We start from the raw sequence: 13,149 nt of genomic DNA on the forward strand, positions 1-13,149 counted from the left end.
TTTGCGGTTAATTAACAAATCACGGGCTCCTACCCCAACAGATGAAACAAGTCAGCCAGAATGGTATTGGAGAACAAAAACCCTTCCGGGTCAGTTAATCTCAACCGTCCCGCCACTGGTAACCTCTGACCATAGGTTAAATTAACCCTTTCGCCATTATCTCCCACAACCTCTACCCAGTTACAACCGTAGTATTGCAGCAAAGCCGTCCAAATCTGTTCCAGAATTTTTTCCCCAAACCTCTGAGCTAGCATAGACAGACTCAACCCCTCTGCCAAGCGTAGACCTAGCATTAAGGTTTCTAACAACACATCCTCTGAAGTTGTGGGTGAGTCATCCGAAACCCCACCTGCAAGTACCAACTGTTCCACCCAAGCATAATACTCTCGCCTCGTGCGTGGTCTAGTGAACCGATATCCTTGAGTATAGCTAGCCGCACCCATGCCAAAACCGTAATAAGGGCGGTTTTCCCAATACACCCGATTGTGACGGCATTGATGACCAGGCAAGGCATAGTTAGAAATTTCATAATGTTCGTACCCCACACTAGTAAACAACTGCTGTGCTAAGCGGTACATGATTACAGTGGTTTCATCAGTCGGTAAAGGCTTAGTTCCAGAGGTGTACTGGCGGCCAAAGGCAGTGACAGGCTCAAGGACTAGGTCATAGCTGGAAATGTGGGTAGGGGCAATCTTGACCGTTATTTCCAGAGACTCCTGCCATTGTTCTAAGGTTTGATCCGGTAGACCAGACATTAAATCAAGACTAAATTCGGGAACCTCTACTTGATGGATCAGTTCGATAGCAGTGACTATATCTTTAGAGTCATGGGTACGGCCACAATTGCTCAATAATTTATCTTGAAATGCCTGAACGCCTAAGCTGACTCGATTGACCCCCAAATCTCGGTATCCCGTTAACTGATCCTTGGTGAAGGTTCCTGGATCCATCTCCATGGAAATCTCGGCATCAGCTGCAATTCCAAAGCGCCTGTCCAAGGTGTCTAGGATTTTGGCTAGTTGTTCAACTGCCAGCAGGGAGGGTGTTCCACCTCCAAAGAAAACTGTTTCTAAACTGCTTGTGGTGGGTGGAGTGATATTAATTTCCTGACATAACACCTCGACATACTGGTCAATCATGCTAGAGGTACTCTCTGTGGCGTTATCCCCTACCACAGAGACTGGAAAATCACAGTAATAGCATCGGCGTCGGCAAAAGGGAATATGAACATAGGCGGCACTGACTCTTAAAGAATCGCAAACTTTCTCAGAATTATGTAATAAATTGACCACTGGCTTTTTACGGTAATACTTCAATCAGGTAAGCCAATCCGACCGTTGGGATGAACAGTTATTAATTAAATAAATTTTTTATTAGTTTTGTGATCATCTTTTGGCTAACCTCAATCTTCTCCGGAGCGAGATTCCCCCCTTAAGAAGAGTCAACAGTAGGAAACCTGTAACTCCCTTGAGCAGATAACTCCAGCGAATACAATTGCCCAAGCTATCCCTCGGTTAGCCTAGGCAATTCAACGGTTTAATGAAGCTAAGTCGGATCAGAGAATACAGCGATGTAAACGATATACTAAATATAGTTGTTGACTATCAGGTTTACGACAGTTTATGCCATCGTTTAAAAAGTTTTCCTAAAAAAACAACTACAAAACCAATTGGAAAGGAAGGATGCTTGACTTCGTCATTATACTTTTATTTATCATAGCAGCAGCAAGCATAGGCTTCGACAGTGTGGAATTGCTACCCGGTCATGTGCAAGATCAAGTCAGCAATTTGACAGCGTTACGCTCGACTACTGCATGCTTTGGTGCCATTATCGGACTAGCACTAGGGTTAATGGCCCAAGTAACTTACCGTCGGGTAGAAGCCCAAGTGCGAAAAATGCCGATTGAGGTAATTTTGACCAGGGCTATTGGTCTGATCCTGGGACTGCTGTTAGCTAATTTAATGCTAGCGCCAATTTTTTTACTCCCCATCCCCTCGGAATTTTCCTTCATCAAACCCCTGACTGCCATTTTAGGAAGTGTGATGTTTTCCTTCTTAGGGGTTAGTCTAGCCGATACCCATGGTCGCACCTTCTTGCAGCTGATCAATCCTAACAGCCTGGAATCAGTTTTAGTGGCAGAAGGCACCCTCAAATCAGCCTCAAGTAAAATTCTAGATACTAGCAGTATCATTGATGGTCGGATCGAAGCACTGCTTGAGACCGGTTTTATCGAAGGTCAAATTCTGGTTTCCCAGTTTGTCTTACTAGAATTGCAGCAACTTGCCGATGCTGCCAATGATCAGAAGCGAACTCGGGGACGGCGGGGGCTAGATATCCTAAATCGGATGCAAGCCGTTTACCCAGAACGCTTGGTGATCCATTCCGCTGATTACGATGACCTACAAACTGTAGATACCAAATTGGTACGTTTTGCCCAGGAAATTAATGGCACTCTTTTAACGAATGATTACAACTTGAGTAAAGTGGCTAAGCTCCAAAAGGTGCCAGTGTTGAATGTCAATGATTTAGCCCAAGCCGTGCGTCCTCTGTATCTACCGGGTGACATCCTAGAGCTGAAAATCCTTAAGGGGGGTAAAGAACCTACCCAGGGAGTTGGTTATCTAGATGATGGGACAATGGTAGTGGTAGAAGAAGGGTATAAACACATGGGTGTTGAACTGCCAGTCATTGTTACCTCAGCCTTGCAGACCTCAGCAGGTAGGATGATTTTTGCTCGACCTCAAGCTTCGGTTACGGTTTGATATTGATTATTTTAAAGGTTGAAGGTTGGCAGGTTGTTCGCGTAGCGTGGCCTATTGGCCAAGGTTACAGGTTGAAGGTTGCAGGTTGCAGGTTGCAGGTTGAAGGTTGCAGGTTGGCAGGTTGGCAGGTTGGCAGGTTGGCAGGTTGGCAGGTTGGCAGGTTGGCAGGTTGCAGGTTGCAGGTTCTTCGCCCTTGGCGTCCCTTGTAGCTTAGGTTACACCTAGTTAAAGCCTAGGCAATTCCCGGTAATTTATGGAATTGCCCACTAGGTTGCAGACTAAGGATTTGCTTCCTACGTTGGTTTGGTTATGACACCCAGGAGTGAACTCCAGCTCCTGGCTCTGTTGCTAATCATTAAGACAAAGGCAAATGTGTGGTTAGCCTAACAACCCATCCCAACATTGTCGTTCGCGTAGCGGGACGAAGTCCGGAACACATTACCGAATTGAGACGCATTAAAAATGCAAAATTATGTATTTGTCATTGACACAAACTTTCAACCACTAAACCCTATTTATCCAAAGAGAGCACGCCGGTTATTGGATAAAGGGAAAGCTGCGGTTTTTCGGATGTATCCATTCACGATCATCCTAAAGGCTGCGATTGATAATCCGACTATCTCGCCATGTCAAATCAAGATTGATCCTGGCAGCAAGGTCACTGGATTTGCTCTAGTCCAAAATAACCAAGTTATCTGGGGAATGGAATTAGAGCACAGGGGAGGATTGATCAAGAAAAAATTAGAGTCTAGAAGATCTGTAAGACATAGAAGACGCAGCCGTCATACCCGATACAGAAAGCCACGATTCCTTAACCGTAGACGTCCAGAGGGATGGCTTGCCCCTAGTTTAGAGCACAGGGTTTTGACTATTTAGACCTGGGTAAAACGATTAATCAAGTTTTGTCCGATCAATCAGATCTGGGTCGAAAGAGTTAAGTTTGATACTCAGAAAATGCAGAACCCTGAAATCAATGGTGTTGAGTACCAGCAAGGGGAGCTAGCTGGATATGAAGTTAGAGAGTACTTACTAGAGAAATGGGGAAGGCAATGCACTTACTGCGGTAAACAATCCGTCCCATTACAAATCGAACACATTCACCCAAAGTCTAAAGACGGAAGTGATTCGGCTTCGCCGACGCTACGCGAACGGGTCAGTAATCTTTGTCTAGCTTGCGAGAAATGTAATCAACGGAAAGGGAATAAACCCATAGAGGAATTCCTGAAAAAGAAACCAAGTCTACTTCAAAAAATCAAAACCAAAGCCAAGCAACCATTAAGGGATGCAGCAGCGGTCAATGTAACTCGCAATAAGCTGGTTAGGGTACTCCAAAGTATTAAGCCAGTAATTACTGGAACAGGAGCACAAACCAAGTACAACCGAACTAAACTGGGGCTACCGAAGGAACATTGGATTGATGCCGCCTGTGTCGGGAATATTGAGATGCTGACATTGAAAACCTCTCAGCCACTGTTGGTTACCTGTAAAGGACAGGGAGGCAGACAAAAAGCAGCACTCAACAAGTATGGCTACCCCATCAGGCACAATCCATTAAAACCGATTAAGGGTTGGTGCAGTGGAGATATAGCCAAAAACCTTCTGACTGGGGAATTTGGGAAGGTTAGCCCTAGGAGCAAAAGTAATTCCTTCAATTACACAGTCCCAGGGAAGAAGGCAATAAGCTTACACGTTAAGAACTTGACCAGAGTTCATCAAAAAGATGGGTACACTTACCGTTTTTGCCGATAAATACCAAGAATTGCCTGGGAATAGTTGTCCTATTACTTTACAGGTTAATATTATAAATCCAGGTTTGCTGTTGTTAAGGCTCTAATATTCAACCATCAACCGTCTAACCGTCAACCGGCCAACCTTCAAACTCCTAACCTTCAACCTCCTAACCTTCAACCTCCTAACCTTCAACCTCCTAACCTTCAACCTCCTAACCTTCAACCTCCTAACCGTCAACCTCCTAACCGTCAACCTCCTAACCGTCAACCTCCTAACCGTCAACCTCCTAACCTTCAACCTCCTAATCTTCAACCTTCTAACCTTCAACCTCCTAACCTTCAACCTCCTAACCTTCAACCTCCTAACCTTCAACCGGCCAACCTTCAACCTCCTAACCGTCTAACCCTCTAACCTTCAACCTCCTAACCTTCAACCTCCTAACCTTCAACCTCCTAACCTTCAACCTCCTAACCTTCAACCTCCTAACCTTCTAACCGTCTAACCTTCTAACCAATGACTGATGCGATGCTTAGCCTATGCATGATTGTTAAAGATGAGGAAGAATCGTTACCACAATGTTTGAGTAGTGTCAAGGATGTAGTGGATGAGATGGTCATCCTAGACACAGGTTCAACGGATCGGACGATTGAGGTGGCGCAAAGCTATGGCGCTAGAGTTTATCAGTTTGAATGGTGTAATGATTTTGCAGCTGCTCGCAATCAGGCGTTGAGCTATGTGGAAGGGGAATGGGTGCTGGTGTTGGATGCTGATGAAGTGTTGAAACCGGAAGTTGTACCGGAAATCAAGCAGGCTATCCAAAATAGTTCCTATCTAGTTATTAATCTAGTCCGGCAAGAAGTGGGTGCTACTCAATCTCCCTATTCTCTGGTGTCCCGTTTATTTCGCTATCACCCAGATATTCGCTTTTCTCGACCCTATCATGCTATGGTTGATGATACTGTAGCGCAAATGTTGCAACGAGAACCCCAATGGCAGGTGGTGTCTCTTTCCCAGGTGGGAATCTTACACTACGGTTATAGCCGTGATGCGATCGCATCACGGAATAAGTTGACTAGAGCCCTTACGGCGATGGAAGGCTATCTGGCTAGTCATCCGTTTGATGCTTATGTGTGTAGTAAACTCGGGGCGCTTTATATTCAAAATAATCAAGTAGACCAGGGTGTGGAGTTACTCAAGCGTGGTTTAACTAGCACTAAGCTAGAGCCAGCGGTATTATTTGAACTGCACTACCATCTGGGGAATGCTTATACTCGCCAAGGAGAGCTTAATTCAGGAGCAATACATTATCAACAGGCGATTCAACAACCGATTTTGCCCCAGTTGAAATTAGGAGCTTACAATAACTTGGGCAGTTTGTTGTTACAAGCAGGGGAGTTGAATCACGCCAAAACTGCCTATGAAATGGCAGTAAAGATAGACCCAAGTTTTGCCCTTGGACATAATAATCTGGGCATGACTTGGAAGGCTTTGGGTCAAATGGAAAATGCGATCGCATCCTATCAGCAAGCGATTCAACTCAACCCAGAGTATGGAGAGGCTTATCAAAACTTGGGAGTGGTTTGGCTTAAATTGGGCAAGGTTGATCAGAGTTTATCGGCATTTAAAAAAGCGATCGCACTTCACGAAACCCATAACCCAGCTGAAGCTGAGCGTCTTCGTCAGGGACTTTACGCTATGGGATTTCAGGTTTAATCTTATTAAGTATTAGGGAACAGGGAACAGGGAACAGGGAACAGGGAACAGGGAACAGGGAACAGAGAAGTCGGAAGTGGGAAGAGGGAAAAAATCCTGTTTAGCTCATAGTTATGAAAAACGCTGTATAAGCCTGTCTTCATTTAAAAAGGGTCCCTTTAACCTTTAAGTCTATTCAAAAACTACTCCCTACTCCCTACTCCCTATTTTAATATTTAACTTAGCTTACTAGTTACTGAAGAAGCCGTAATTGTTAATTTCAATTTTAAGGCATCCCTTAGAATTAAAATAAACAAACTCTCAAAATTTAGACAATTTTTATGAATACTTCCAGCATCTCCTTACCCCCTACTCTAGAATTAAAACTGGACTTAACCGACAAACAATTCTGGCAACTCTGTCACGACAACAGCGACTTAAGATTTGAGCGCACTGCTACTGGAGAATTAATTATTATGTCGCCTACAGGTAGCACCACAGGTGAACGAAATGCTGATTTAATCTATCAACTAAAAGCCTGGAGTCGCCAGAACAATCTGGGTAAAGTTTTTGACTCCAACAGTGGGTTTACTCTTCCCAATGGTGCAAACCGCTCTCCTGATGCGTCTTGGGTTCAGCAAGAGCACTGGGATGCTTTAACCCCCGTTGAACAAGAAAGATTTGCTCCCATATGTCCCGATTTCGTAGTGGAGTTAATGTCTCCTAGCGATTCCCTGGAGAAAACCCGTGCTAAAATGCGAGAATACATGGAAAACGGGGCAAGACTTGGCTGGTTGATTAACCGAAAACAGCGAAAAACCGAAACTTATCGTCCCCATCAAGATGTAGAAATTCTCAACAATCCTGATACTATTTCCGGGGAAGATGTCTTGCAAGGATTTGTGTTAGATCTGACAACAATTTGGTAATTTGGAAATGGTATATTGGGTTTTTTGTCTTCAACCAATCATAAGCATTCAGGGGTCAGCATTCAGGGGTCAGCGGTCAGCCTAATGCTTAAAATAAACCCAGCGTAGCGTGCGCCGTTCCCGTAGCGTGTGCGTAGCGCATTAGCTGAATGCTTACCTTTGGTTAATTCCCTGACATCTTCAGCCAACCAAAAATCCGATCTACTGTTAACTCTAGGTTAATATCCTCTAATACAGAAGGTTGATTGCTACCTAGTAACAATTCTGGTTGTTGACCCGGTCGAAACACTAAAATAGATCTATCAGCAGGATCAATTAACCAACCTAGCTGACAAGCATGTTGTAAGCAATAGAGAATATTGCCAATTACCCGATTTGAACTCTGTTCTGGAGAAAGGATTTCAATTATCCAATCTGGGTACAATAAAAAATCATTGGGAACTTCCCCATCGGCATCAAAGGGAATTCGTGACCATTTGAAAACCGCTATATCAGGTACAATAGAGCGTATGCCAAAACTACAGCGCAACTCTGGGAAGGCATAAGCAATTTTCTGGCTTTCTGTGTTTTCGTTGATACTGTTGCATAGCCTCAGCTGCAATCGACTATGCTTTCCTTTCGGCATTGGCTTCTGGACAATCTCGCCGTTGATGTATTCCCTGGCTGGCTTTGTTTCTGGGAGCTTCAGAAATTCTTCCAGGCTATGTGCTGGGGTGATTGTGACAGTCATGGCTCCTGAATTTTTGGGGAAATCTTTCTTTAGTTTACCAGTATAGCATTTCTATTTGAATTGTTAACATACTTCCTTAAGGAAAGGCAAGAGGAATCCCCCCTAACCCCCCTTAGTAAGCAGGGTTGTTTCATTCTTTGGAATAAATTGTCAGGTCAATCGGTTGAAAGGGAGGTGGGGTGCTGGGGAGAGGGTTTTTTTAAGGTTAAAAATACCTATCACATTTTAGTCGGACGCAAGAAACAGCCCTGGAGTTAGGGGGGATTCCTGTTCCCTAAAATCCCAAAATTGTGTACCTCACCAAATTGAAAACCGCTATACAAGTAATCAAACCTATTGTGAATGACTCGATGCTGCTGGCTTTGGCAGTGTTACGATCCCTGAAATCTGTGAAGATGCCCCAGATAACTGATGGTATCTAGTTTATGGGCGTTACTTAGGTAACTGTGATTCCTTAATTTTAACTAAAACTTGAACAAGTTTAGTCTTAACTTTACGAATACTTTAAATAAAAGTATTTTTCTTTAAAAAAAGAATTGATAAATTGATAAATAGTCAAGTCAAGCAAAATATAAAAATTGTCAGGGTAAAAAAATAAGACACCTTAAGGTATTTTAATTTTTCATGAATACTCCAAAATTTAAACGTTGATTTAAATGGAAAGTTACCAAAACTTTATCGGTTTTACGAGTCTGAATTAGGGTGTATCAACTGGTGTATCAACTTATGATGCCTTGAGGTGAGCTTAGTCGAAATTTGTTTGTCTGCAATGACCTTCTTGTGTCAATCATGTAATCTACCAAAGACAATCTGATGACTACTATTTTTGGATTTGAGACTGGCGACTTCACAAATTGGAACACTATCGGCGATGCCAGCATTGAGACAGCGGCATTTGGCAGTATCCCTTCTCAGGGAAAATTTCAGGCTTTGATTACTAATGATATCGGTTCTGTAAGTGATAGCGAAATTGAAAATTTCTTGGGGTTGAACCCAGCAACTATCGATGGTTTTGGCAATGGAGATGCCAAAGAAGGATCGGCTCTCACGCTAAAACCTATTACAGTCAAGGCTGGGGATGTTTTGAGCTTCGACTTTAACTTCCTCACTGATGAGCTTACTCCTGACTCCACCTTCAAGGATTTTGCCTTTGTCTCCATCACCCCAAACGTTTTATCTAACCTCGCAGATACAAATAGTTCATTTCTCCTGTCTCCTACAGGATTTCGTGAGGAAACAGACTACAATACCTTTACCTACAAATTCCCAACTGGTGGCACTTATCTAGTAGGTATGGCAGTGGTGGATGTAGAAGATGAGTTATTGGAATCCGCGCTACTAGTGGATAACTTAAGAGTTGTGCCGAAAGATGAAGTAATTTTAGGCACAAGCAACGGTGAAACTCTTTTCGGTACTGCTGATAATGACACAATCTACGGTCAGGGTGGTAATGACAGAATTTTTGGCAGTGAGGGAGTAAACATTCTCTATGGTGGTGCTGGGAATGACTTGATTTTCGGTGGTTCCAACCCTGACACCATTTATGGCGGCACTGGTAATGACCAGATCTTCTCCTCCGAAGGCAATAACACAGTCTATGGGGGTATCGGTAATGACCTCATAGACACTGGCACTGGTAATGATTTAGTTGTTGGTGGCTTTGGCAACGATACGATCATGCTTGGGGGTGGTCAGGATATTGTTGTCCTAGAAGCACGCAAAGGAACTGATACTATCATTAACTTTGAGGCTGGTAAGACGTCGCTAGGTCTGTCTGGTGCCTTGACTTTCAGTAACTTGACCTTTAACCAAAGTGCTGATGGTGTGGAAATCTCTGCTAACGGTGAAGTCTTAGCAGTTGTCAATAATGCACAAGTTAGCAGTATTGCCAGCGCTAGCAACTTTCTGACAATTTAGTTATCTGAGTGTAGTTCTGAGTAAACCTGTTTTTTCCCTAGGGTTTGTAACTCAGCATTTACGCAATAACTATACTTTTAGGGGCGCACGTCGTACGCCCCTACTACTGATGCTAACTACATAAGGGCGTTTGAGGTAGAGTTTGGCGACAGTCGCTGTAACTCTGCTTTTTCTGTGAAAACCATCATAACCAGGTATAGAATCTCAAGAGGTACACTGGGGGAATTGGTAGTTAAAGATTATGGTTTTGATTAGTAATCAGTTCCCTATGTCTACATTTTTATTAGAAGTCGGTACAGAAGAATTACCTGCAGATTTTGTGGATAGTGCGATTGCACAGTGGCAATCGAGAATTCCCCAAACCCTAGATGAGTACTTTCTTACTCCAGAAGGAATTGAGATTTACGGCACCCCTCGCCGCTTAGCAGTTATCATCAAAGGATTACCTGGAAAGCAACCCGACCGAGAAGAAGAGGTTAAAGGACCACCAGCTAAGGCAGCGTTTAAGGATGGCGAACCTACTAAAGCAGCACTTGGGTTTGCCCGTAAACAAGGGGTAGAGGTAGATAATCTATTCCTCAGAGATACGGATAAAGGAGAATTTGTCTTTGTTCAAAAACAGATATCTGGTCGCCCCGCTACGGAAATTCTAACGGAACTGATTCCCCAATGGATATTTGGATTGGAAGGAAGACGGTTCATGCGCTGGGCGAATGGAGATTTAAAGTTTCCCCGTCCGATTCGCTGGCTAGTCACACTTTTAGATGATGTAGTGCTACCGGTAGAGTTAGATAATAATGCCGAGATTATAAAAAGCGATCGCATTTCCAGTGGTCATCGGATCTTGTCTCCCAAACCAATAGAGATTCCCCAAGCAACAGATTATCAGTCCTGTTTGCGCAATGCTTATGTAGAGGTCAACCCTGAAACACGTCGCGAGACAATCAAATCACAAGTGGAGTCAGCCGCTAAACAGTTAGGTGGTTATACCCCTCTGTACCCTGAGTTATGGGAAGAAGTCACTAATTTAGTGGAATGGCCGACAGCAGTAGTGGGTAAATTTTCCTCAGACTTCTTGAATTTACCTCAAGAAGTGGTCACCACAGAGATGGTGTCTCACCAGCGCTACTTCCCAGTATTCAAAACCGAAGCAGCTACTGAACTTATCCCCTATTTTATTACTATTGGTAACGGTGACCCCGCCAAATCCGAAATTATTGCTACTGGTAACGAGCGGGTAATCCGAGCGAGGTTAGCCGATGGGCAGTTTTTCTACAAAACCGATATCGACTCACCCTTGGAAAGCTATTTACCCCAACTGGAAAAGGTCACTTTTCAGGAAGATTTAGGTTCAGTACGCCAAAAGGTCGGTAGAATAGAGAAGATTGCTAGTCAAATTACTGACCAGTTACGTCAACACTCTCCTAATCTAATTTCACCAGAGGCGATTACTCAGATTCAAAGGGCGGCCTTACTGTGTAAAGCCGACTTGGTTACCCAGATGGTGTATGAATTTCCTGAATTACAAGGGGTAATGGGACAAAAGTATGCCGTTGCTAGTGGGGAATCTGAGCAAGTCGCAACAGCAATTTTTGAGCATTATTTACCCAGAGGTGCAGGAGATTCTCTACCTCAAACCATTACTGGGCAAGTGGTAGCATTAGCAGACAGGCTAGATACCTTAGTCAGCATCTTTGGCTTAGGAATGTTACCGACAGGCTCTTCTGACCCCTTTGCTCTACGTCGTGCTGCTAATGGGATTATCAACATTACCTGGGATGCCAACTTACCGATTAATCTCCAACAGTTGCTACAAGATATTGCTGCGGATTTTGTAGCTGCTTATCCAGACAAGAACTCACCAATAGAGTCATTACAGGAATTTTTCTTACAACGGATTCGGACTCTGCTCCAAGAAGAAAATAAAATTGACTATGATTTAGTGAATGCTGTGTTAGGAGAAGATGATACCGAGTATCAAAACAGGGCATTAATTGATGTGTTAGATGTACGCGATCGCGCTTTGTTTCTTCAGTCTATCCGAGATAATGGTACCCTGGATAAAATCTATGAAACTGTCAACCGTTCAGCTCGTTTAGCTAAACAAGGGGATTTAGATACCAAACAGTTACAACCAACAACAGTAGTGACTCCGGAATACTTCCAGAAATCTTGTGAACAAGCATTTTATGATGCCCTAGTGGAATTAGTGCCGAAAATTAAAGCTTCTCAGGAAGAGCGAGATTATCAGAAATTAGTGGAAGCACTAGAGCAGATTGCTCCTACGGTTAGCACTTTCTTTGATGGTGACCAGAGTGTATTGGTGATGGATCCTGACCCCAATATTCGCAGTAATCGGTTGAATTTGTTGGGATTGTTGCGGAATCATGCTCGTGTGCTAGCAGATTTTGGAGCAATTGTCAAGAGTTAGGGTTTGGTTTGTAAGCATATGCGCTACGCGCACGCTACGCGAACAGCTATCAGTAATCAGTAATCAGTAATCAGCTTATAGCAATCAGTAATCAGCTTATAGCAATCAGTAATCAGCTTATAGCAATCAGTAATCAGCTTATAGCAATCAGTAATCAGCTTATAGCAATCAGTAATCAGCTGAAGGCTGAAGGCTGAAGGCTGAAGGCTGACGGCTGACGGCTGACCACTGACGGCTGACCGCTGACCGCTGACCGCTGACCGCTGACCGCTGATAGCTTTGGGGGATTGATAGTAAAAGCTGTATCTGCGGTTTTATTAAAATTGTGGTCAAATTGAAACTGACCCACTCTTGATCTAGCCTCAGCACTGCCATGGAAATTCTAGAAACCGTAACGTTTGATGATGCGATCGCATTCACCGAATCGATAATGACCAAAATGGCAACAGGGGAACTAACATCGCCAGAAATTACCGATGCGATCGCATCCTTAGTCAAAACCAAAAATGGAGCAAGAGGCTTCTTTGTAACCTACCTTACCAGTGAAAGCACCTTAGCCGACAATCCTTCACCAGAGGTGATCACAGCTCTAGAGTCATCCCCCGATATCGTAGCCGAACTGTTAGTCAAAAATTTAGCGATGTCAGCGGCAATGGGATTGAACCATCGCCGCAATGGCAAAGAAGAGATGGCTCAAGGATCAGACCGAGTGCGATCGCGTAGTGCTAATCTCATTAAACAACTAAATATGCCAAGCCTGTTTGAAATTGCCCAACAGTTAAGGGAAAGCGCCCTTACCGGAGTTGGCAACTACCAAGAATTTCTCCAGCGCTGGAAATACGATTCTGAGCAAAAACAGGTCATCCATCAAGCTTTATGTGAAATTCTTGACCAATAACCAATACATTTTCAGCAACGTTTGAGCAACATGGCTTATCCTATTGCCTCTTGCCTATT

11 protein-coding genes and 1 pseudogene are annotated in these 13,149 nt (G+C 43.7%); 7 read left to right on the forward strand and 5 right to left on the reverse strand.

From position 1 onward, the window contains the following. Window positions 1-29: 29 nt before the first annotated feature. Window positions 30-1,292, reverse strand: a complete 1,263-nt coding sequence (hemW, locus tag F6J90_RS42525) for a radical SAM family heme chaperone HemW (protein ID WP_293108859.1) — start codon at window positions 1,290-1,292, stop codon at window positions 30-32. A gap of 390 nt (window positions 1,293-1,682) precedes the next feature. On the opposite strand from hemW, the gene F6J90_RS42530 reads away from it, so the two are divergent. Both F6J90_RS42530 and iscB read left to right on the forward strand, forming a co-directional pair. Beyond that, window positions 1,683-2,762: a PIN/TRAM domain-containing protein gene (locus F6J90_RS42530; protein ID WP_293108730.1), complete on the forward strand. Its 1,080-nt coding sequence runs from the start codon at window positions 1,683-1,685 to the stop codon at window positions 2,760-2,762. A 462-nt stretch (window positions 2,763-3,224) separates the two neighbouring features. Beyond that, a pseudogene (gene iscB, locus F6J90_RS42535) lies at window positions 3,225-4,511 on the forward strand (RNA-guided endonuclease IscB). An 81-nt stretch (window positions 4,512-4,592) separates the two neighbouring features. On the opposite strand, the gene F6J90_RS42540 reads toward iscB, so the two are convergent. Further along, a complete protein-coding gene (locus F6J90_RS42540; RefSeq protein ID WP_293108733.1) occupies window positions 4,593-4,880 on the reverse strand; it encodes a hypothetical protein in 288 nt (95 codons plus the stop codon). A 153-nt stretch (window positions 4,881-5,033) separates the two neighbouring features. Here F6J90_RS42540 and F6J90_RS42545 point away from each other — a divergent pair, with 153 nt between their 5' ends. Then, window positions 5,034-6,206 (forward strand): tetratricopeptide repeat protein, encoded by a 1,173-nt coding sequence (locus tag F6J90_RS42545; RefSeq protein WP_293108736.1) that lies wholly within the window; start codon window positions 5,034-5,036, stop codon window positions 6,204-6,206. Window positions 6,207-6,211: 5 nt separating this feature from the next. Here the strand turns inward: F6J90_RS42545 and F6J90_RS42550 are convergent, their stop codons facing one another. Beyond that, a complete protein-coding gene (locus tag F6J90_RS42550; protein WP_293108739.1) occupies window positions 6,212-6,349 on the reverse strand; it encodes a hypothetical protein in 138 nt (45 codons plus the stop codon). A gap of 177 nt (window positions 6,350-6,526) precedes the next feature. Here F6J90_RS42550 and F6J90_RS42555 point away from each other — a divergent pair, with 177 nt between their 5' ends. Continuing rightward, on the forward strand, window positions 6,527-7,114 hold the full coding sequence (locus F6J90_RS42555) for a Uma2 family endonuclease (protein ID WP_293108742.1): 588 nt from the start codon (window positions 6,527-6,529) through the stop codon (window positions 7,112-7,114). Between the two features lie 163 nt (window positions 7,115-7,277). Here the strand turns inward: F6J90_RS42555 and F6J90_RS42560 are convergent, their stop codons facing one another. Further along, window positions 7,278-7,844 carry a Uma2 family endonuclease gene (locus F6J90_RS42560; protein WP_293108744.1) on the reverse strand — a complete coding sequence of 189 codons (567 nt, stop codon included), beginning with the start codon at window positions 7,842-7,844 and terminating at the stop codon, window positions 7,278-7,280. A gap of 813 nt (window positions 7,845-8,657) precedes the next feature. On the opposite strand from F6J90_RS42560, the gene F6J90_RS42565 reads away from it, so the two are divergent. Both F6J90_RS42565 and glyS read left to right on the forward strand, forming a co-directional pair. Then, on the forward strand, window positions 8,658-9,761 hold the full coding sequence (locus tag F6J90_RS42565) for a calcium-binding protein (protein ID WP_293108747.1): 1,104 nt from the start codon (window positions 8,658-8,660) through the stop codon (window positions 9,759-9,761). A 268-nt stretch (window positions 9,762-10,029) separates the two neighbouring features. After that, window positions 10,030-12,192: a glycine--tRNA ligase subunit beta gene (glyS, locus tag F6J90_RS42570; RefSeq protein ID WP_293108750.1), complete on the forward strand. Its 2,163-nt coding sequence runs from the start codon at window positions 10,030-10,032 to the stop codon at window positions 12,190-12,192. A 175-nt stretch (window positions 12,193-12,367) separates the two neighbouring features. Here glyS and F6J90_RS42575 read toward each other — a convergent pair whose 3' ends face one another. Next, window positions 12,368-12,541, reverse strand: a complete 174-nt coding sequence (locus F6J90_RS42575; RefSeq protein ID WP_293108753.1) for a hypothetical protein — start codon at window positions 12,539-12,541, stop codon at window positions 12,368-12,370. Window positions 12,542-12,565: 24 nt separating this feature from the next. Here F6J90_RS42575 and F6J90_RS42580 point away from each other — a divergent pair, with 24 nt between their 5' ends. Continuing rightward, window positions 12,566-13,090, forward strand: coding sequence for a hypothetical protein (locus tag F6J90_RS42580; RefSeq protein ID WP_293108755.1), 525 nt, complete (start codon window positions 12,566-12,568; stop codon window positions 13,088-13,090). The last annotated feature ends 59 nt before the right edge of the window (window positions 13,091-13,149 follow it).

Source organism: Moorena sp. SIOASIH (assembly GCF_010671925.1).
GTDB lineage: Bacteria > Cyanobacteriota > Cyanobacteriia > Cyanobacteriales > Coleofasciculaceae > Moorena.